The following is a 20,344-nucleotide window of genomic DNA, read 5'->3' as shown; positions in this document are numbered from 1 at the left end:
AGCAATTACTCCCCCCACCGATCGCTTCGCGATCGCCTCCCCCACAGGGGGAGGTCCCTTGTTACCGGCCTGCGCAGCGCATGACCCTCGACCCTTTCTTCACCGAACGCTGCATCGAGGCCCTGCTGTTCGCGGCGGCCGAACCGCTGAGCGTCGCCGACCTCGCCAAGCGCCTGCCGGACGGGGCGGACATTCGGCAGGGCGTCGCGGACCTGCGCGAGCGCTGGGCCGGGCGGGGCATCGAACTCGTCGAGGTCGCCGGCCGCTGGCGCTTCCAAACGGCCGCCGATCTCGCCTTCCTGATGACCGAGGAGCGCGAGGAGCCGCGCCGGCTATCCAAGGCCGCTCAGGAGACTCTGGCCATCGTCGCCTATCACCAGCCCGTCACCCGGGCCGAGATCGAGGCCGTGCGCGGGGTGCAGGCCAGCCGGGGCACGCTGGACGTGCTGCTGGAGATCGGCCTGATCAGGATGCGCGGCCGTCGCCGCACGCCGGGTCGCCCGGTGACGTTCGGCACGACGGACGCCTTCCTCGAACACTACGGCCTGGCGAATCTGGGCGACCTGCCGGGCGTGGCCGAAATGAAGGCCGCCGGCCTGCTCGACCTCAACCTGCCGCCGGGCTTCACCGTGCCCGACCCGATGGGCCTGCGCCCGGATGGGGAAGAGGAAGACCCCCTGGACGAAGGCGAGACGCCGGAATTCGCTCAGGATTTCCTGGGCGAGCCGGAGGGGGGCGAAAAGGCCTAGCCTGGCTCTGCCGGGGCGCAATCGCCGCAATCACTTCGCTTGGCTCAATGCCATGCGGACGCCTATATTATCTGAGACATTGTAACGACACGCCGCAGCGGCTAAAGCGCCGCTGTCGCAAGGAGCATCGCCGTCATGGGTAGCATGAGCTGGATTCACTGGGTGATCGTGATCGCGGTCGTCGCCCTGCTTTTCGGCGGTCGCGGCAAGCTGTCCGGGATCATGGGCGACGCGGCCAAGGGCATCAAGGCGTTCAAGGACGGCCTGAAGGACGACACCAGCCAGGAAGTCGCCGACAACAAGGCCACGGGCGCCCTGCCGCGCACCGAGGCCGAGAAGGAAGACCTGCGCAAGTCGTAAGGGTTTCGCCGCGCTTTCCCGTGGAAGGCGCGGTTTTTGTTTTTCTGAACCGCCGCGGTTTCCGTCTCGTCGCGAGGCGGGAACCCCATCCGCTCTCAAGGCGCATACATGTTTCAGGAAGTCGGCGGCGTTGAGCTTCTGATTATCGCCGCGGTCGCACTGATCGTGGTCGGACCCAAGGACCTGCCCGTACTGCTTCGCAAGCTGGGACAGTTCGTGGGCAAGATCCGCGGCATGGCCGCCGAGTTCCGCGCCAGCTTCGACGAGATGGCCCGCCAGTCGGAACTCGACGAGCTGCGCCGCGAGGTCGAGGCCATGCGCTCGGGCCAGTATTCCAACCCGGTGCAGGACGCGGTCGACCAGGCCAAGGACGTCGGCGTCGATCAGGTGTTCGCCGACATCGACGCCAGCCTCAACAGCGGCGCGGTCCAGGCCCATCCCTACGCCGCCCACAATCCCGAGCCGGTCGTCGAGCCGCAGGCCATCGAGGTCCCGGCCAAGCCGGCCCGCAAGCGCGGGCCCGCGAAGGCCAAGGCCGTCGCTGAGCCGACCGTCGAGATCGTCGCCAAGAAGCCCCGCGCGAACATCGCTTCGAAGGCCGTCTCCAAGGATGTCGGCGTCGCCGCCAAGGCTCCGGCCAAGAAGGCCGCGACCCCCAAGGCGACCAAGGCCGTCGCCGCCGGCGGGACCGCCGCCGCGGCCGTCAAGGCCCCGCGCAAGCGCACCACCAAGACCGCCGCCTCCAGCTCGGACATCGTCTCGTGACCAATTCGATCGGATACGATCCCGAAGAGGAGATCGAGGCCTCGCGCGCGCCGCTGCTCGAGCACCTGACCGAGCTGCGCTCGCGGCTGATCGTCTGCGTCTTGGCGCTGTTCGTCGGTTTCGGCGTCTGCTTCTACTTCTCAAACCAGCTGTTTTTGTTCCTGATCCACCCGTTCGAGGTGGCCGCCGGCATGGTCGCGGCCGCCAAGGCAGGCGGGGCGCATCACAACCCGTTCGACCTGATCATGGTGCTGACGGGCCTGAAGGACGCGCCGGCCGACGTGGCCCACCAGAAGTTCGTGTTCACGGCGCTGCTGGAGCAGTTCTTCACCAAGCTGAAGCTGTCGGCGTTCGGCGCGGTGGTGCTGACCTTCCCGGTCCTGGCCTGGCAGCTGTATCGCTTCGTCGCCCCCGGCCTCTACAAGAACGAGCGCGGGGCCTTCCTGCCGTTCCTGATCGCCTCACCGGTGCTGTTCGTCATGGGCGCGGCGCTGGTCTATTACGTCATGCTGCCGTTCATCGTCTGGTTCTCGATGAACCAGCAGATCTTCGGCGCCAGCATCTCGGTCGAGCTGCTGCCCAAGGTCTCTGACTACCTGACCCTGGTGACCTCGCTGCTGCTGGCCTTCGGCCTGTGCTTCCAGCTGCCCGTCGTGGTGTCGCTGCTCGGCATGGCTGGGATCATCGACTCCAAGATGCTGCGCGCGGGCCGTCGCTACGCCATCGTCGGCGTGTTCATCGCCGCCGCCATCCTGACCCCGCCCGATCCCATCAGCCAGCTGACCCTGGCGATCCCCATGTGCCTGCTCTACGAGATCAGCATCTGGTGCGTGTGGATCATCGAGCGCGGACGCAAGAAGCGCGAGGCCGAAGAGGGCAAGGACGTCGTGGCGGTCTGATCCGCCGCCGCCCAGACATGACGAAGGCCTCCGCCCGCAAGGACGGAGGCCTTCTTCGTTCCGGGGCGAAGCGATCAGATAGCCAATTGGGCCTTGGCGGCGCGGATGGCGCCGCCCACACAGACGCGGCGTTCGTTCGGCGCGTAGTCCTTGCTCGAGGCGCAGACGGTTTCGGCGGCGGCGCGGATCTCGGCGTGAATCTGCTCGTCGGACTTGCCGGCCAGCGACAGGCGAACCTCGGTCGCGCGGACGGCGGCCGGCTTGGCGTCGCGTGCGCGCATCAGGCCAACCAGCTGGCGGTTGGCGTCGCGGACGGCGGCGTCGACGCATTCCCAGGCCAGCGGCGCGCAGACGGTCTTAGCGGCGGTCTTGATGTCGGCGTCGATCTGGGCGGGCGACTTGTCGGTCAGGGACACGCGGACGCTGGTGGCGGCCGAGGCCGGGCCGGCGATGGCGGCGAGCGAGGCGACGAGGGCGGCGAAAGCGGCGAACGGCTTCACGGTTAGGATCCTGTGAAAATCGGAGGGGAGCGGCGACGGACCGCGATTGGCGCCTGCTTTTTCATCCTCGACTTAAATCCTGGTGCAGGAACGGGCTTAACAGGCGTTAGGCGAGCGAGGTCATCGGCGTCGCAGGCCACGCGAAAAGGTTGGCGCCCTTGGCGACGCGCCTTAGAGAAGGGCGTTTCTTAACGACTTCCTTCCGAGCGCTCCCGATGCACGACATCAAGGCCATCCGCGAAAACACCGAAGCCTTCGAGGCCGCCTGGTCGGCCAAGGGCAAGTCGGGTTCGGCCTCGGAAGCCGTCAAGCTCGACGCCCAGCTGCGTGCGGCCCAGACCGCTCTGCAGGAAGCCCAGGCCAAGCGCAACGAAAGCTCCAAGCTGATCGGCCAGGCCAAGGCCCAGAAGGACGAGGCCGAAGCCGCGCGCCTGATGGCCGAGGTCGAGGCGCTGAAGGGCCGCATGGCCGAGGCCGCCGAGGAGGAGTCTCTTGTCGGCGCCAAGCTGAAGGACCTGCTGGCGTCCCTGCCCAATATCCCGGCTCCCGAAGTGCCGGAAGGCGACGACGAGACCGGCAATGTCGAGCAGCGCCGCTGGGGCGACCGCTCCAAGCTGCCGGCCGGCCGCCTGAACGCCCCCAAGGACCACGTCGACCTCGGCGCGGCCCTCGGCGGCATGGACTTCGAAGCCGCCGCCCGGATGAGCGGCGCCCGTTTCGTGGTGCTCAAGAAGGAGATCGCCCGGCTGGAACGGGCGCTCGGCCAGTTCATGCTCGACCTGCAGACGGTCGAGCACGGCTACACCGAGATCAGCCCGCCGGTGCTGGTCAAGGACGAGGCTCTGTTCGGCACCGGCCAACTGCCGAAGTTCGCCGAGGACCTGTTCCGCACCACCGGCGACCACTGGCTGATCCCGACCGCCGAGGTGTCGCTGACCAACATCGTGCGTGAGCAGGTCACCGGCGAGGAAGAGCTGCCTCTGCGCCTCACCGCCCTGACCCATTGCTTCCGGTCGGAAGCCGGCGCTTCGGGCCGCGACACCCGCGGCATGATCCGCCAGCACCAGTTCCAGAAGGTCGAGCTGGTCTCGATCACCACGCCCGACCAGTCCGAGGCCGAGCACGAGCGCATGGTCGAATGCGCGGAAGCCGTGCTGAAGAAACTGGAGCTGGAATTCCGCACCATGCTGCTGTGCAAGGGCGACATGGGCTTTGGCGCGCGCAAGACCTACGACCTGGAAGTCTGGCTGCCGTCGCAGGCGACCTTCCGCGAGATCAGCTCGTGCTCCAACTGCGGCGACTTCCAGGCCCGCCGCATGGACGCCCGTTTCAAGAAGGCGGGCGAGAAGGGCACGCACTACGTCCACACGCTCAACGGCTCGGGCCTGGCCGTCGGCCGCACCCTGGTGGCCGTGCTGGAAAACTATCAGGATGAGGGCGGCCGCATCCATATCCCGGCCGTGCTGCAGCCCTATATGGGCGGCCTGACCCACATCGGGGGCGCGGCTTGAGGATCCTCCTCACCAACGACGACGGCATCCACGCTCCGGGCCTGCAAAGCCTGGAGCGCATCGCCGCGGCCCTGTCGGACGACGTCTGGATCGTCGCGCCAGAATACGAGCAGTCGGGCGCCAGCCGGGCCCTGACCCTGGCCGACCCGCTGCGGGTGCGGAAGATCGATCCCCGCCGGTTCGCGGTCGAGGGCACGCCCACCGACTGCGTGGCCCTGGCCTTCCAGGAACTGGTCGAGGGGGCCAAGCCGGACCTCGTGCTGTCGGGCGTCAATCGCGGCCAGAACCTGGCCGAGGATGTCACCCTGTCGGGCACCGTGGCCGGCGCGATCGAGGGCATGGCCCTGGGCGTTCCGTCCATCGCCTTGTCGCAGGCCATGACCTATTTCCACGACGAGGTCGTCGCCCACTGGGAGACCGCCGAGCACTTCGCCCCGGGGATCATCCAGCGCCTGCTGGAGATCGGCTGGCCCGCCGACGTGGTGATGAACGTCAACTTCCCGCCGCTGCCGCCCGAGCGTATCGATGCCGTGGAAGTGACCCGCCAGGGCTTCCGCGACTCGCACTTGCGGCGCATGGAAAAGCGGACGGACCTGCGCGGTCGCGACTACTACTGGACCGGCTTCACCGTGAAGCCGTCCAACCCGCCGGAGGGCACCGATCTGAAGGCCGTGTACGAAGGGCGCATTTCGGTGACGCCCCTGCATATCGACCTGACGCACAACGCCACCGTCGCCGCCCTGAAGGGCGTGCTGGGCGGAGCGCCGCCCAAACTTGCCCAGAAACCGGAGCCTGGCCTGTGATGGTGAGCGCCAAGCGACCGGAAACGCCCGAGGCGCTGCTGAAGCGGTTGCTCGACGCTTTGCGTGCGCAAGGCGTGACCGATCCGGGCGTGCTGTCGGCGATCGAGAAGACGCCGCGCGACCTGTTCACCCCCGATCTCTTCAAGGAGCGGTCGTGGGAGGACTCGGCCCTGCCGATCGCCTGCGGCCAGACCATCAGCCAGCCGTTCATCGTCGGCCTGATGACCCAGGCCCTGACGGTCGAGCCACGCTGCCGGGTGCTGGAGATCGGCACCGGCTCGGGCTACCAGACGGCGGTGCTGTCGCGCGTGTCGCGGCTGGTCTACACGGTCGAGCGCTACCGCACCCTGATGAAGGAGGCCGAGGCGCGCTTCGCCGTGCTGGGTCTGACCAATGTCATCACCAAGTTCGGCGACGGCTGGGAAGGCTGGCGCGAACAGGCGCCTTTCGACCGCATTATGGTCACGGCTGCGGCGCAAGAAGAACCTAAGGGGCTCCTGGCCCAGCTCAAGCCCAATGGCGTGCTCGTCGCGCCGGTGGGGCGCGGGCCGGTCCAGAGCCTCCGTCGCTATGCCGGCGACGGTAAGGGGGGCTTCACGGTCGAAGTCCTGTGTGACGTGCGTTTCGTTCCGATCCTGGAAGGCGTCGCCCGCGAGTAGAGCGGGAAGGGCGTCCACAGGTTCGGCGACGTCGTGCGTGTTTGGTTAAGATTTGATTCACCCTTGCGGCGGCGTCTGGAGTCTCCGCGAGGAAAGGAGAGGTCATGAGGCAGTTGTGGACGCAAGCGGCGGTCATCGCCCTGACGGCTGGAACGCTCGCGGCCTGCGAGACGACAGGCGCGCAGTATCCGACCCGCCCGAACACGGGCGTCAGCCCGCCCGTCGTGCAGGCCCCCCCGGTCGCCCAGGCGCCGGCCCCCACGCCGCCGCCGCCCGAGGATGACGCGCCGCCCGTGACCGCGCCCGTCGGCGCCGGTTCGGTTTCGAGCCAGCCCCTGGCTCCGGTGGCGACCGCGCCTTACGCGTCGCCACCGCCAGCCGAAAGCCGTCCGCTTCCGGCCCCCGCGCCGCAGCAGCCGACCATGCGTGCAGTCGTCGTCACCACGACCGCCGGCAAGGTGGTCGACGTCACCGGCGCGCCCGAGACCTATGTCGTCAAGTCGGGCGAGGGCCTGGACGCCGTCGGCCGCAAGATGGGCCTGTCGCGCGCCGAGCTGGCCAAGCTGAACGACCTGGAAGAACCCTATCGCCTGAAGCCGGGCCAGAAGCTGAAGGGCCAGTCGACCAAGGCGAAGGCCTATGTGGTCGAGAGCGGCGACACCCTCAGCTCCATCGCCCGTCGTTTCAGCGTCACCCCGGCCGCCCTGGCCGACGAGAACGATCTGTCTTCCGGCGCGTCGATCCGCGCGGGCCAGAAGGTCCGCCTGCCGCAGGGCTTCAAGGACAAGGGTCCGGCCAAGACCACGGTGATGCAGCCGGTCGCCGGCGGCTCCACCCTGGCTGGCGCCTCCCCGCCGCCCAGCAATTGGACCCCGCCGGCCTCGGCCGCCACCCGTCCGGCCCCGTCGCGTCCGGTCGTCGCCGAGCGTGATCCCGAGCCGACCCCGGCCTCGACGACGACCACGACGGTCACCATCGCCGGCAAGGTGATCGAGGTGGCCGGCAAGCCGAAGATCCACACGGTGAAGTCGGGCGACGCCATCGACTCCATCGCCCGCGACCTGGGCACCACCCGCAAGGACCTGGTCGACGATAACGACCTGAAGGCCCCGTACGTGATCCGTCCGGGCCAGAAACTGAAAGGCCCGGCCACCACCGACAAGGCCTATGTGGCCGAGAGCGGCGACACCCTGGCCGGGGTCGCCAAGCGCTTCAATGTCAGCGTCTCGGCGCTGAGCAAGGAAAACAACCTTCGCGCCGGTGCGTCGCTGAAGAAGGGCCAGAAGGTCGTCCTGCCCGACGGCTACAAGGACAAGGGCCCGATCCGTACGACGGTGACCACCTCGGCGCCGCGTCCGGCGGCGCCGACGACGACCGCCCAGACCCCAGCGCCCGCGCCATCCTCGACGGCCGGCCTGCCGTCCAGCCCGCGCCCCTACACGCCGTCGGGGAACACGCCGCCGCCGTCGAGCTATCCGCGTCCCAGCGCTCCGGTATCGGCCCAACCCGTGACCCCGCCGCCGGCGTCGTCGCGTCCGATCATCGAGAGCAGCGCCGCCCCGACTGAGGCCGAGATCACCGCCGCCGGCCGTGGCCGCTTCGTCTGGCCGCTGCGGGGCGAGACGATCTCCGACTTCGGGCCCAAGGGCACGGGCCAGCGCAACGACGGCGTCGACATCCGCGCGCCCGTCGGCACGCCGGTCAAGGCCGCCGCCTCGGGCGAGGTGGTCTATGCCGGCAACCAGGTGCCCGGCTTCGGCAACCTCGTGCTGGTCAAGCACGCCGACGGCTGGGTGACGGCCTACGCCCACCTGAACACCACCGACGTCAAGATGCGCCAGCAGGTCGGCCAGGGCGAACAGCTCGGTGCCGTCGGCCAGACGGGCGGGGCCAACGAGCCCAAGCTGCATTTCGAGGTCCGCTACGCCCCGACACCGAAGGACAAGGCCAAGCCGATCGATCCGGCCTTGGTGCTGCCCCGCTAAGGGGTCGCCCCGCAGACATGGAAACGGCCTCCGGAGCGATCCGGAGGCCGTTTTTCTTTGTCCGTCGGAAGATAGGCGGAAAAGCCTACTTCACCACGCCGCAGGCGCTGCGGGCGCCGGCGCCGCCGATCGGCTGGCTCTTGTAGTCGTCGGGGCTGGCGTGGACGACGATGGCCGAGCCGTCGGCGTCGAGCAGGGCGGGGCGGCCGCCCGCGCCCTTCAGCGAGACGAGGTGCGAGAAGATCTCGGCGGTCGCCACGCCGTCAGCGCCGGCGTGGAGGTTCGGCAGGTCGCCGTTGTCGTTGCCGTCCGGGTTCAGCAGGCCGTGGACCACCGTGGCGGTCGTGTGGACGTGGGCGCCGGCCGACTTGAAGTCGGGCGTGCCGCAGTCGCCCTTTTCATGAAAGTGCAGGCCGTGCCAGCCCGGCGTCAGGCCCTTGGTCTCGACGCGCAGCAGTACGCCGTGCGGGGCGTCGGTGAGCGTGGCCGTGCCGATCGACTTGCCGTCCGCGCCCTTGATGTCGGCGGTCGCGGTGGCGGGCGCCTCGGCGGCGGAGGCCGTGGTGGCGACGACGAGGCCGGCGGCCAGGAAAAGGGCGGTCAGACGCATGAAACTGCTCCGGTTTTCAATCAACGATAGGGCCGCGAAGGTGGCGCCGTCCGTGGTGGAATGCTAACTGTTTCCGACTGTTCCGTGTTCGATTCTGACGGCGAAAAATCCCCTTGAGCGACGATCAAAACACCTTGCCCCCCGAAGGGCCGCGCGGAGACGTCGCACCCATCAATATCGAGGACGAGCTGCGCCGCTCGTATCTCGACTATGCGATGAGCGTGATCGTCAGCCGCGCCCTGCCGGACGCGCGCGACGGCCTCAAGCCGGTGCACCGCCGGGTGCTGTTCTCGATGCACGAACAGGGCCAGACGCCCGAGCGTCCGTACGTCAAGTCGGCCCGCGTCGTCGGTGACGTCATGGGTAAGTATCACCCGCACGGCGACGCCTCGATCTACTTCACCCTGGTGCGCATGACGCAGTCGTTCTCGATGGGTCTGGTGCTCATCGACGGCCAGGGCAACTTCGGCTCGGTCGACGGCGATATGCCCGCCGCCATGCGATACACCGAGTGCCGCATGGCTCCGCCGGCCATGTCTCTGCTGGCCGACCTCGACAAGGACACCGTCGACTTCGCCGACAACTACGATGGCAAGGAGCAGGAACCGACCGTCCTGCCGTCGCGGATCCCCAACCTGCTGGTCAATGGCGCGGGCGGCATCGCCGTCGGCATGGCCACGAACATCCCGCCGCACAACCTCGGCGAAGTCATCGACGCCTGCCTGCTGCTGATCGACGAGCCGGACGCGACGACCGACCAACTGCTCGATCTGGTGCCCGGTCCGGACTTCCCGACCGGCGGCGAGATCATCGGCCGCGCCGCCCCGCGCAATGCTCTACTGTCGGGCCGCGGCTCGGTAATCATGCGCGGCGTGGCCTCGGTCGACGAGATCCGCACCGGCCGCGAAGCCATCATCATCACCGAGATCCCGTATCAGGTGAACAAGGCCAACCTGGTCGAGCACATCGCCGAGCTGGTTCGCGACAAGAAGATCGAGGGCGTCTCCGACATCCGCGACGAGTCCAACCGCGACGGCATGCGCATCGTGGTCGAACTGAAGCGCGACGCATCGGGCGAGGTGATCCTCAACCAGCTCTACCGCTTCACGGCGCTGCAAAGCTCGTTCGGCGTCAACATGCTGGCCCTGAACCGCGGCCGTCCCGAGCAGATGGGCCTGCGCAAGCTCTTGGAAGTGTTCGTCGAGTTCCGCGAGGAAGTCGTCGTCCGCCGCACCAAGTTCGAACTGGGCAAGGCCCGCGACCGCGGCCACGTCTTGGTCGGTCTGGCCATCGCCGTCGCCAATATCGACGAGTTCATCCACATCATCCGCTCGTCCAAGGACCCGGCCGAGGCGCGCGAGCGCCTGGTGGCCAAGGCCTGGCCGTCGGGCGACATGCTGCCGCTGGTCGAGCTGATCGCCGACCCGCGCACCGTGCAGGAAGACGGCGGCCTGATCCGCCTGACCGACGAGCAGGCCCGCGCCATCCTGGCCCTGACCCTGTCGCGCCTGACGGGCCTGGGCCGTGACGAGATCGGCAACGAGGCCGAGACGCTGGCCGACGCCATCCGCGGCTATCTCGAACTGCTCTCCGACCGCGCCAACATCATGGCCGTGGTCCGCGAGGAGCTGGTCGAGGTGAAGGACAAGTTCGCCATTCCGCGCCGCTGCCAGATCGTCGACGGCGACGCCGACATGGAAGACGAGGACCTGATCGTCCGCGAGGACATGGTCATCACCGTCACCATGGGCGGCTACGTCAAGCGCACGCCGCTGGCCAACTACCGCACCCAGCACCGGGGCGGGAAGGGCAAGTCGGGCATGGCCACCAAGGACGAGGACGCCGTCACCCGCGTGTTCTCGGCCTCGACGCACGCGCCGCTGCTGTTCTTCACCTCGGGCGGCAAGGTCTACAAGCTGAAGGTCTGGAGGCTGCCGCTGGGCGCCGCCAACTCGCGCGGCAAGGCGTTCGTGAACCTGCTGCCGATCGAGCCGGGCGAGACCATCACCTCGATCCTGACCCTGCCCGAGGACGAAGCCACCTGGGACGGCCTGGACGTGATGTTCGCCACCCGCTCGGGCAGCGTCCGCCGCAACAAGCTGTCGGACTTCGTCGATGTCCGTCGCAACGGCAAGATCGCCATGAAGCTGGATGACGGCGACGGCATCGTCGGCGTGGCGGTGTGCAACGCCGACCAGGACGTGCTGCTGACCACGGCGGCCGGCCGCTGCATCCGCTTCTCGGTCGACGAGGTGCGGGTGTTCGCCAGCCGCGATTCCACCGGCGTGCGCGGCGTGAAGCTGGCGGCCGACGACACCGTCATCTCGATGGCCGTGCTGCGCAGCGTCGACGCCACCCCGGCCGAACGGGCGGGCTATCTGAAGCATCAGCGCGCCCTGCTGCGCGCCGCCTCGGGCGAGGAGGGCGAAGACGCCCCGGCGCCGGAGGAGACCGACGAGGAGGCCGACGAGGCCAGCCTGACGGTCGAGCGCATCGCCGAACTGGGCGCGGCCGAGGAGATCATCCTGACGATCTCGTCGGAAGGCTACGGCAAGCGCACCAGCGCCTATGACTTCCGCCGCACCGGCCGTGGCGGCCAGGGCCTGGCGGCCCAGGATCTGTCCAAGCGCGGCGGCAAGCTGGTGGGCTCGTTCCCCGTCGAGGAGAGCGACCAAATCCTGCTGGTGACCGACGCGGGTCAGCTGATACGGTGCCCCGTCACGCAAATTCGTGTTGCGGCGCGGAATACTCAGGGCGTAACGGTCTTCCGCACGGCGGCGGACGAGCACGTCGTGAGCGTCGAGCGTCTCGCGGAAGCCGGCGGCGACGAAGGTCAGGGCGACGCAAGCGGGGCGGATGAGACCCCGTAAGTCTGAAGGCGCAGGGGGTTTCATGCGGATTGGGCTGTATCCCGGGACGTTCGATCCGGTCACCAACGGGCATCTCGACATCATCGGTCGGGCGGTCAAGCTGGTCGACCATCTGGTCATCGGGGTGGCGGTGAACATCGGCAAGAACCCGTTGTTCACGCTCGAAGAGCGGGTCGCCATGCTGCAGCGCGAGACGGCCCACCTGGGCGGCGCGGTGATCGAGGTCCGTCCGTTCGACAGCCTGCTGATCCACTTCGCCCGTGAGGTCGGCGCCCAGATGATCGTCCGCGGCCTGCGGGCCGTGGCCGACTTCGAGTACGAATTCCAGATGACGGCGATGAACCAGCAGATGGATCGCGAGATCGAGACCGTCTTCCTGATGGCCGACCCGCGCCACCAGGCCATCGCCTCCCGCCTGGTCAAGGAAATCGCCGCCCTCGACGGCGAGGTCGGCAAGTTCGTGACGCCCGGCGTAGCGGCGGAGCTGCTGGGCAAGCTGAAGGCGCGCTGATTTTCCCTCTCCCCTTGCGGGAGAGGGTGGCCTCCCGGAGGGAGGTCGGGTGAGGGGTCTCTCAGAACTCTAAGCCTCAGCCGTGGTTGGGCTGGATAGGCGCGTCTCATGTCGGCGCGACCCCTCATCCGACGGCCTTTGGCCGCCACCTTCTCCCGCAAGGGGAGAAGGATTGCCCGGGCCGCCCACAAGTCGTCGAAATCATCCGCTTCTATCAGCAGCGCTTGTCGCCGCGCCGTCGTCGTTCTACGCCGGGCGGTGAGATCTGTTCGGGGAATTTCATGAAGTCTGCGTTCCGCGCTCTCGGCGTCGCCGCCCTGGCGTTCGTTTCGGTCGCGCCCGTCGTCGCCTCCGCCCAAGTCGCCGAGTGGCGTACGCCCGACCCGCAGAACGTGCTGGTGGTCGAGACCAACAAGGGCCGGATCGTCGCCGAGCTGGTTCCCGAGGCCGCACCCGGCCATGTGGAGCGGGTGCGAGAACTGGCCCGGGCCGGCTTCTATGACGGCCTGACCTTCTTCCGCGTCATCGACGGCTTCATGGCCCAGACGGGCGATCCGAAGAACGACGGCACGGGCGGTTCGGACAAGCCGGACCTGGCGGGCGAGTTCACCTTCCGCCGCCCCGGCACGGGCGGCGCGTTCGCGCCGGCCGGCAAGGTCGGCTCGCTGGAGACCGGCTTCGTCGGCCCGCTGGCCGTGACCAGCCAGTCGTCGATGCTGGCGGCCATGACCGCCGACGGCAAGGTGCAGGCCTGGGGCAACTTCTGTCCGGGCGTGCTGGGCATGGCCCGCGCCGGCGATCCCAACAGCGCCAACAGCCAGTTCTTCTTCATGCGCCAGCACTATCCGTCGCTGGAAAAGACCTACACCGCCTTCGGCCGCGTCGTGTCGGGCCTCGAGGTGGTGCGGGCGATCAAGGTCGGCGAGCCGGCCCCCGATCCGCAGGACAAGATGCTCAGCGTCAAGGTGCTGGCCGATATCCCGGCCGACAAGCGCCCGACGGTGCAGGTGATGGACACCCGCAGCGCCGCCTTCGCCGAAGTGCTGAAGAAGAAGCAGGCCGAGCTTGGCGTCGGCTTCAACATCTGCGACGTCGAAGTGCCCGCCAAGGTCAGCAAGTAAGCCGAGGTCCTGATGCGCCTGCCGATCGCCGCCGCCGCCGTCTCCCTGGTCGCCTTCGCGGCGGTCGTCCCGGCGGCGCAGGCCGCGTCCAAGGCCAAGCGGGTCAAGGCCGTCGCTGCGGCGGTCGCCTCCGGCCCCAAGGCGGCCGACTGGCGCACGCCGGCGCCCGACACGGTGATGGTGATCGACACCAACCGGGGCCGCATCCTCGTGGAGCTGATCCCCGAGGTAGCCCCGGCCCATGTGGCGCGGCTGCAGGAGCTGACCCGGGCGGGCGCCTATAATCGCCGGACCTTCTTCAGGGTCATCGACCGGTTCATGGCCCAGACGGGGGATCCGGAGGACACCGGCCAGGGCAATACCGACAAGCCCAACCTCAAGGCCGAGTTCACCTTCCGCCGCACGCAGGACCTGCCGTTCGTGGTCGCCGCCGCGCCGGCCGGCACCGAGGTGGGCCTCTTGAAGTCGCTGCCAGTCGTCAGCCAGGGCTGGAGCTGGAGCACCATGACCAGCGACAAGAAGGTCGCCGCCTGGGGTACCTATTGCCCGGGCGTGGTGGGCATGGCCCGCGACGACGCGCCCGACAGCGCCAACAGCCAGTTCTTCCTGATGCGCCAGCCCTATCCGTCGCTGGACAAGCGCTACACGGCCTTTGGCCGGGTGATCTCGGGCCTCGACGTGGTGCGCTCGATCAAGACCGGCGAGCCGGTGGCCGATCCGCAGGACGAGATGACCACCGTGCGGCTGCTGGCCGACATCCCCGAGGCCGAGCGTCCGAAGATCAAGGTCATCGATCCCAAGGGCGCCTGGTTCCAGGGGCAGATCGCCGCCGTGCGCAAGGCGCGGGGCGCGGATTTCTCGGTCTGCGACCTCGAGGTTCCCGTCGAGGTGCTGTAACGGCGGTTCACAGCCGCTTTCCGACCAGCTAAAGAGCCGCACATATTCAATTCCGAAGGGACGACCATGTCGGCTGACCTCGAAAACACCCTGATCCTGACGCTTGAAAACGGCCCGGTCACGATCAAGCTGCGTCCCGACCTGGCCCCGGGCCACGTCGAGCGGATCAAGGAACTGGTTCGCGAAGGCTTCTACGACGGCGTCGTCTTCCACCGCGTGATCCCGGGCTTCATGGCCCAGGGCGGCGACCCGACCGGCACCGGCCGTGGCGGCTCGTCCAAGCCCGACCTGAAGGCCGAGTTCTCGGCCGAGCCGCACGTGCGCGGCGTCTGCTCGATGGCCCGCACGCCCGATCCGAACTCGGCCAACAGCCAGTTCTTCATCGTCTTCGACGACGCCACCTTCCTCGACAAGCAATACACCGTCTGGGGCCAGGTGACCGAGGGCATGGACCTGGTCGACGGCCTGCCCAAGGGCGAGCCGCCACGCGCTCCGGGCAAGATCGTCAGCGCCAAGATCGCCGCCGACGCCTGAGGCTTCGACGCCAGAACTTGAAGAGGGGCCTGTCCGGCAACGGACGGGCCCTTTTTCTTTGGAGCCTACCGCCTGAGCGTCACGACGATCGGCAGGTGGTCGGAGCCGATCGGCGGGCCGCGCTTGACGCTGACCGTTGTCCAGGCCTTGCCGGCATAGACGTGGTCGATCGGCAGGAGCGGGAAGGGGGCGTCGCCGATGCGCAGGCCGCCGGACGCGGGCCAGCTGGCCAGGGCCAGGGTCCGGCGCTGCAGCCCGAACAGCTTGTCCTGGCGGCGCAGGCTCCACGACCAGGGGGCGGAGTTGAAGTCGCCGCCGACGATCATCGCCTGCTTGTCGAAGCGCTTGAGCACCTCGGCCAGGTAGCGGGTCTGGGCCTGCTGGGCGCCGGCCGGCGCGGGCCAGACATAGTGGGTGACCACCACCGTGAACGGGCCGTCGGCGTCGGCCAGGGTGGCCCACGCGCCGGCGAAGCGGTCGCCGTCCTCGTAGAGGCCGCCGCGATCGATCATCTGCTTCTTGCTGAAAATCCAGCTGTCGCAGCCGCGGTGGGCGCCCGCGCAGGACACGGCGAACGGATAGAGCCGGCGCAGGGCGGCCACGATCGGCCAGGCCTTGCTGCCGCCTTCCTCGAGCAGCACGATGTCGGCGTCCTGTTCCAGGATCCAGGCCAGGGCCTTGTCCGGATCCTTGTTTTTGGCGAAGGCGTTGAACTGGATGACCTTGAGCGTGGCCGGCCCAACGGCAGGCTTGTGGCGGGAGGCGGCGATCAGCTCGGGGGCTATCTGGACGCCGCTGCTGGCCAGGGCCAGCACCCCCAGGGCGATGATCGCCCAGCGCTCGCCGCGCCGCGAGACGATCGCGGCGACCACGGCGCCGGCAAGGCCCAGCACGGCCCAGACCGGGGCGAAATGGTTGGGTATGTCCAGCCTGTCGCTGAACGCACCGCCCAGGCCGGCCACGCCCAGTCCGGCGGCCAGCAGGACCATGGCCAGGGCGGAACCGCGGAAGAACAGCCGAACGAGGTGCAGGATCAGTTGCATGGCTTGGCCTTAGCATGGCTTGGCGACGGCTGTGTGCGCCGGACGACAATCGGAGGCGCTGGGACCCGGATTGCACGGCCCTGGGGCGCCCGTGCGGCGGCGCCGCGCCTTGACCTTGCGGCCCGGTCGTGGCCTTGAAGCCGGCCCATGCGCCTTTCCGATTTCGACTTCGACCTGCCCGACGACTCCATCGCCCTGCGACCGGCCGAGCCGCGCGACAGCGCGCGCTTTCTCGTCGTGCGCCCGGGGGAGGCGCTGGAAGACCGCGTCGTCCGCGACCTGCCCGATTTCCTGCGTCCCGGCGACGCCCTGGTGTTCAACGACACCCGGGTGATCCCGGCCCGGCTGTCGGGCCTGCGCGAGGGCCGCACCACGGGGGGAGCGGACGGAACGCCGGTGGCGGTCGAGGCCACGTTGCATCGGCGGATCGCGCCCGATCGCTGGAGCGCCTTCATGCGCCCCGGCAAGCGGCTGAAGGCCGGCGACCGCGTCGCCTTCGCCGCCGAGGGTTCGACGCCCTGCGAGGCCGAGCGCCTCGACGCCACCGTGATCGAGAAGCACGAGGGCGGCGAGGTGGTGCTGGCCTTCGATCTGTCGGGCCCCGACCTCGACATCGGCATCGCCCGTCACGGCATGATGCCGCTGCCGCCCTACATCGCCGCCAAGCGGGCGGAGGACGACCGCGACCGCGCCGACTACCAGACCGTCTATGCCCGCGAGGACGGCTCGGTGGCCGCGCCGACGGCCGGCTTGCACTTCACGCCGAGCCTCCTGGAGGCGCTGAAGGCCAAGGGCGTTTCCCTGCACTTCGTGACCCTGCACGTCGGCGCGGGCACCTTCCTGCCGGTCAAGACCGACGAGGTCTCCGAGCACAAGATGCACGCCGAGTTCGGCGAGGTGAGCGCGGATGTGGCCGACGCCCTGAACGCTGTGCACGCGAACGGCGGCCGCATCGTCTGCGTCGGCACCACGTCCCTGCGCCTGCTGGAAAGCGCCACGGGCGAGGACGGGGTGATCAGGCCGTTCGCCGACGAGACGGCGATCTTCATCACCCCCGGCTACCGCTTCCGCGCCGCCGACGTGCTGATGACCAATTTCCACCTGCCCAAGTCGACCCTGTTCATGCTGGTCAGCGCCTTCGCCGGGCGGGCGACGATGCGCGCGGCCTATGAGCACGCCATATCGACGGGCTACCGCTTCTATTCCTATGGCGACGGCTCGCTGCTGTTCCGCGCCCCACACCCTGAAAATGGGACAGAGACCGTCTAGATGGCCGCCTTCCCCTTCGAGATCAAAGCCACGGACGGCAAGGCCCGCACGGGCGTGCTGAAGACCCCGCGCGGCGACATCCGCACCCCGGCCTTCATGCCGGTGGGCACGGCCGGCACGGTCAAGGCCCTGATGGTCGACCAGGTCAAGGACACCGGTGCCGACATCCTCCTGGGCAACACCTATCACCTGATGCTGCGGCCGACGGCCGAGCGGGTGAAGCGCCTGGGCGGGCTGCACAAGTTCATGCGCTGGGACAAGCCGATCCTGACCGACAGCGGCGGCTTCCAGGTGATGAGCCTGTCGGGGATCAGCAAGGTCACCGAAGAGGCCGTGACCTTCGCCAGCCATATCGACGGGACCAAGCACGTGCTCAGCCCCGAGCGGTCGATGGAGATCCAGGCCGACCTGCTGGGCAGCGACATCGTCATGCAGCTGGACGAGTGCGTGGCCTGGCCGGCCGAGGAGGCGAGAGCGCGCCAGGGCATGGAGCTGTCGGCGCGCTGGGGCCTGCGCTCGAAGACGGCGTTCGGTACGCGCGATACGCAGGCCTTGTTCGGCATCCAGCAGGGCTCGACCTTCGAGAACCTGCGCAAGGAGTCGTCGGAGCGGCTGCAGGAGATCGGCTTCGACGGCTACGCCATTGGCGGTCTCGCCGTGGGCGAGGGGCACGAGGCCATGTGCGAGGTGCTGGACTACGCGCCGGGCCTGCTGCCAGCCGACAAGCCGCGCTACCTGATGGGCGTGGGCAAGCCGATCGACCTGGTGGAGGCCGTGGCGCGCGGCGTCGACATGTTCGACTGCGTGCTGCCGACCCGTTCGGGCCGCCATGGCCAGGCCTGGACCTGGGACGGGGCGATCAACATCAAGAACGCCCGCTTCGCCGAGGACGAGAGCCCGCTGGACCCGACCAGCGACTGCCCGGCCAGCCGCGACTACTCCAAAGCCTATCTGCGCCACCTGTTCAAGGCCGAGGAGATCCTCGGCCAGGTCCTGCTGTCCTGGCACAACATCGCCTTCTTCCAGGCCCTGACGGCCGCCATGCGGGCGGCGATCGCCGAAGGGCGCTTCGAGCAGTTCCGGCGGGAGTTCGCGGCGCGGCAGAAGTAGGTCCTTCTCCCCTTGCGGGAGAAGGTGGCGGCGAAGCCGTCGGATGAGGGGTCTCTCAGAACCTTCAGCCTCCGCATCAGGTCGGTCCGCCGTCGCGGCGGACAGGGCTTTCGACCCCTCACCCGACCTGCTTCGCAGGCCACCCTCTCCCGCAAGGGGAGAGGGAACGGGTGGGCGATCTCACGCGGTGAACCGCTGAGGGGATGGAGAGGGCGCGGGGCGTCCGGGCTGCGCCCGGATTTGCTATGGAAGAACACCGTTTCGACGAAGCTCTGACGCCCCGCGCGATCGTTGAACCTCAGGCCGGGACGCGCGGGCCTCTTCCGCCCTGTGCCCCTTCCCCATGCAATGCGCCCCGTTTCTTGGCGGCCAGGCGTGCATGCGGCGCGGACCCTCGGACGGGCGGGAGCCTATTTAGGCAGACCCCCGATGGATGGGTTTACGTCCCCCATCCTCATTTAAGCTTTCAGGCCCGACTCTCGTCGCTCCTTAGGCCCCGCTCGATCGCATCGCCGTCGCACGCTTCGGGCCGGATCCTTGCGCCCTCTCCCTGCGACGGGACAGCTGTGATTATGCGGGCGGTTTCGACGCGTCTGATAAGTTCGAGTGAGAAAGTTGCAGGGCGTTGAATTCGTTCGAGTTCGTTCACTCAGCGACGGGGATGGACGTTCGCCAATCCCCGTCCGCCCAACCCAAACACCGCCTTCCTGGACCTTGTGCCCAGGACCCAGAGTTCAGCCGCTCAGACCTTGGCAGGGCAGTCGAGGTTTGAGCGGTCGCCGGCATGGACCCTCGCCACAAGGGCGAGGGAGGCATGCTTTTTGGCTTGGGCGGTGGGACTTTTGACGGCGTGCCGGCACGCCGGTTGGCGGCGTAACCCCTCACCCTCCCACGCTTCGCGCGGGCCCCTCCCTCTCCCTCTGGGAGAGGGTCAGCCGACCGGCCCCTGCGGCCCGGTCGGGGTCGTCGCCGGTTGTGGCGCGGCGGGGGCGGGGATGATCGGGAAGCGGGGCTTTCGCTTGGCTTGTGGGGAGGCCGTCGCGGGCTGCGCGGCCGGCGGGGCGTGGACGTCGGGGATGGGCTCGACGGTGGGGCCGACTACCGAGGGCGCGGGCTTGGGCGGCGGCGGGGGCGGAACATCCTTGCCGCCCATGAACGGGAAGCGGCGCTTCTTGGCGGGCTCGGGCTGGGCTTCGCCCCGGTGCTGGGGCGTGGCCGGCGGCATGCAGCCGCGCGCCTCGCCCAGGCCCTTCAGATAGGCCCGGCGGACGGCGCCGGCGGCCATGGCCGATTGCACGAGGCGGTCGTGCTTTTCGGCCCCGGTCAGCTTGCGGACCCAGCCGCGCATCGGGATCAGGTCCTGGGCGGCGCTGGCCATGGCTCCGAGGGCGGCGTCGCCGGCGGCCTTGCGGCCCCGGTCCATCAGGTCCTCGTCCTCGCCCGGCGGCACCTGGTCCATGTCGATGCCCAGAGCCGCGTCCAGCGGTTTGACCAGGGCGGTCAGCTGGCCGCAGCTGGACGGCATGGGGCGGGCATAGGGGTCCTGCATGGCCTCCAGCAGGGCGGCCGGAATCTTGGTGCGCATCAGGTTGACGTCGCGCAGGGGCGCGGTTACCGCGCCGCCGATGCCGTCCTTGTTGGCATCGGAGGTGGTCTGGATCTTCTCGGGCGGCGGCTCCGGCTCACGGGTGCTGGCGCAGGCGGCCAGGGGGAGCAGAGTGACGGCGAGGAGGAGCAGACTTCGCATAGTGTGACCCTAACGCGCGGAAAGCCAAGTCGTCATCCGCTGTCGCGCGCGAATCGAACGGCCAGCCCGAGCCGATGGACAAAACTCGCCGGAGTCTAAGGCGCAGTTTGGGCGACGGGAGCGCCACGCTTGCGCGGGCCCCGAAGGGCGAGGCTTGAAACGCCAAGGATTTCAAAGGGAAGGTGGTGGGCCGGCTGGGATTCGAACCCAGGACCATTCGATTAAAAGTCGAATGCTCTACCACTGAGCTACCGGCCCGCTGTCGACACGGGGGTGGCCGTGAGAAGCGGCGCGGACCATAGTCGGGCCTCCCATGCGTCGCAAGCGGGGTTTCATCCGACCACTGCAGCTTGTTGGATTATTCGTCCCGCATATTGGTATGCAGTGGCGACATGTGAAAT

The 20,344-nt window shown here is 68.7% G+C and carries 19 protein-coding genes and 1 tRNA gene; 15 read left to right on the top strand and 5 right to left on the bottom strand.

The window, feature by feature from the left end:
* The first annotated feature begins 80 nt into the window (after window positions 1-80).
* From scpB to tatC, 4 genes are all read left to right on the top strand, one after another.
* Window positions 81-749 (top strand): SMC-Scp complex subunit ScpB, encoded by a 669-nt coding sequence (scpB, locus tag I4Q42_RS23895; RefSeq protein ID WP_198578601.1) that lies wholly within the window; start codon window positions 81-83, stop codon window positions 747-749.
* A 135-nt stretch (window positions 750-884) separates the two neighbouring features.
* A complete protein-coding gene (locus I4Q42_RS23890) occupies window positions 885-1,109 on the top strand; it encodes a twin-arginine translocase TatA/TatE family subunit (protein WP_198578600.1) in 225 nt (74 codons plus the stop codon).
* Between the two features lie 108 nt (window positions 1,110-1,217).
* Window positions 1,218-1,874: a Sec-independent protein translocase protein TatB gene (tatB, locus tag I4Q42_RS23885; RefSeq protein WP_198578599.1), complete on the top strand. Its 657-nt coding sequence runs from the start codon at window positions 1,218-1,220 to the stop codon at window positions 1,872-1,874.
* Window positions 1,871-2,773 carry a twin-arginine translocase subunit TatC gene (tatC, locus tag I4Q42_RS23880; RefSeq protein ID WP_198578598.1) on the top strand — a complete coding sequence of 301 codons (903 nt, stop codon included), beginning with the start codon at window positions 1,871-1,873 and terminating at the stop codon, window positions 2,771-2,773. The genes tatB and tatC overlap by 4 nt, the downstream gene beginning before the upstream one ends.
* Before the next feature lie 74 nt (window positions 2,774-2,847).
* On the opposite strand, the gene I4Q42_RS23875 is transcribed toward tatC, so the two are convergent.
* Window positions 2,848-3,273 (bottom strand): hypothetical protein, encoded by a 426-nt coding sequence (locus I4Q42_RS23875; protein WP_232793394.1) that lies wholly within the window; start codon window positions 3,271-3,273, stop codon window positions 2,848-2,850.
* Between the two features lie 215 nt (window positions 3,274-3,488).
* Between I4Q42_RS23875 and serS the strand changes: the two genes are divergently transcribed.
* The 4 genes from serS to dipM all read left to right on the top strand — a co-directional run bounded on the left by serS (window position 3,489) and on the right by dipM (window position 8,231).
* Entirely contained in the window at window positions 3,489-4,784 is a 1,296-nt protein-coding gene (gene serS / locus I4Q42_RS23870; RefSeq protein WP_198578597.1) for a serine--tRNA ligase, read from the top strand.
* The gene (surE, locus tag I4Q42_RS23865; protein ID WP_198578596.1) at window positions 4,781-5,587 is read left to right on the top strand and encodes a 5'/3'-nucleotidase SurE; all 807 of its coding nucleotides are present in this window, start codon (window positions 4,781-4,783) and stop codon (window positions 5,585-5,587) included. Before serS ends, surE begins: the two co-directional genes overlap by 4 nt.
* The gene (locus I4Q42_RS23860) at window positions 5,587-6,246 is read left to right on the top strand and encodes a protein-L-isoaspartate(D-aspartate) O-methyltransferase (RefSeq protein WP_198578595.1); all 660 of its coding nucleotides are present in this window, start codon (window positions 5,587-5,589) and stop codon (window positions 6,244-6,246) included. The genes surE and I4Q42_RS23860 overlap by 1 nt, the downstream gene beginning before the upstream one ends.
* 104 nt (window positions 6,247-6,350) lie before the next feature.
* Complete coding sequence (gene dipM / locus I4Q42_RS23855; RefSeq protein WP_198578594.1) at window positions 6,351-8,231, top strand: cell division endopeptidase DipM; 1,881 nt, start codon at window positions 6,351-6,353, stop codon at window positions 8,229-8,231.
* A gap of 85 nt (window positions 8,232-8,316) precedes the next feature.
* Here the strand turns inward: dipM and sodC are convergent, their stop codons facing one another.
* On the bottom strand, window positions 8,317-8,841 hold the full coding sequence (gene sodC, locus I4Q42_RS23850; protein WP_198578593.1) for a superoxide dismutase[Cu-Zn]: 525 nt from the start codon (window positions 8,839-8,841) through the stop codon (window positions 8,317-8,319).
* 113 nt (window positions 8,842-8,954) lie between these two features.
* On the opposite strand from sodC, the gene gyrA reads away from it, so the two are divergent.
* From gyrA to I4Q42_RS23825, 5 genes are all read left to right on the top strand, one after another.
* Entirely contained in the window at window positions 8,955-11,711 is a 2,757-nt protein-coding gene (gene gyrA, locus I4Q42_RS23845) for a DNA gyrase subunit A (RefSeq protein WP_198578592.1), read from the top strand.
* A 22-nt stretch (window positions 11,712-11,733) separates the two neighbouring features.
* Entirely contained in the window at window positions 11,734-12,222 is a 489-nt protein-coding gene (gene coaD / locus I4Q42_RS23840) for a pantetheine-phosphate adenylyltransferase (protein ID WP_198578591.1), read from the top strand.
* 281 nt (window positions 12,223-12,503) lie between these two features.
* The gene (locus I4Q42_RS23835; RefSeq protein ID WP_198578590.1) at window positions 12,504-13,343 is read left to right on the top strand and encodes a peptidylprolyl isomerase; all 840 of its coding nucleotides are present in this window, start codon (window positions 12,504-12,506) and stop codon (window positions 13,341-13,343) included.
* Between the two features lie 12 nt (window positions 13,344-13,355).
* A complete protein-coding gene (locus tag I4Q42_RS23830; RefSeq protein ID WP_198578589.1) occupies window positions 13,356-14,240 on the top strand; it encodes a peptidylprolyl isomerase in 885 nt (294 codons plus the stop codon).
* Window positions 14,241-14,306: 66 nt separating this feature from the next.
* Window positions 14,307-14,774 (top strand): peptidylprolyl isomerase, encoded by a 468-nt coding sequence (locus tag I4Q42_RS23825; protein ID WP_198578588.1) that lies wholly within the window; start codon window positions 14,307-14,309, stop codon window positions 14,772-14,774.
* A 65-nt stretch (window positions 14,775-14,839) separates the two neighbouring features.
* Here I4Q42_RS23825 and I4Q42_RS23820 read toward each other — a convergent pair whose 3' ends face one another.
* The gene (locus tag I4Q42_RS23820) at window positions 14,840-15,817 is read right to left on the bottom strand and encodes an endonuclease/exonuclease/phosphatase family protein (RefSeq protein WP_198578587.1); all 978 of its coding nucleotides are present in this window, start codon (window positions 15,815-15,817) and stop codon (window positions 14,840-14,842) included.
* A gap of 147 nt (window positions 15,818-15,964) precedes the next feature.
* Here I4Q42_RS23820 and queA point away from each other — a divergent pair, with 147 nt between their 5' ends.
* Window positions 15,965-17,086, top strand: a complete 1,122-nt coding sequence (gene queA, locus I4Q42_RS23815) for a tRNA preQ1(34) S-adenosylmethionine ribosyltransferase-isomerase QueA (protein WP_198578586.1) — start codon at window positions 15,965-15,967, stop codon at window positions 17,084-17,086.
* The gene (gene tgt / locus I4Q42_RS23810) at window positions 17,087-18,196 is read left to right on the top strand and encodes a tRNA guanosine(34) transglycosylase Tgt (protein WP_198578585.1); all 1,110 of its coding nucleotides are present in this window, start codon (window positions 17,087-17,089) and stop codon (window positions 18,194-18,196) included.
* Window positions 18,197-19,127: 931 nt separating this feature from the next.
* On the opposite strand, the gene I4Q42_RS23805 is transcribed toward tgt, so the two are convergent.
* Complete coding sequence (locus tag I4Q42_RS23805; protein ID WP_232793393.1) at window positions 19,128-19,943, bottom strand: hypothetical protein; 816 nt, start codon at window positions 19,941-19,943, stop codon at window positions 19,128-19,130.
* A gap of 183 nt (window positions 19,944-20,126) precedes the next feature.
* Window positions 20,127-20,201: transfer RNA gene (locus tag I4Q42_RS23800), tRNA-Lys, on the bottom strand.
* Window positions 20,202-20,344: the final 143 nt, after the last annotated feature.

The sequence above is a fragment of the Caulobacter hibisci genome (genome assembly GCF_016135805.1).
Classification (GTDB): Bacteria; Pseudomonadota; Alphaproteobacteria; order Caulobacterales; family Caulobacteraceae; genus Caulobacter; species Caulobacter hibisci.
The sequence above is the reverse complement of the archived record's forward strand: the minus strand, read 5'-3'. Positions and strand labels throughout refer to the sequence as shown.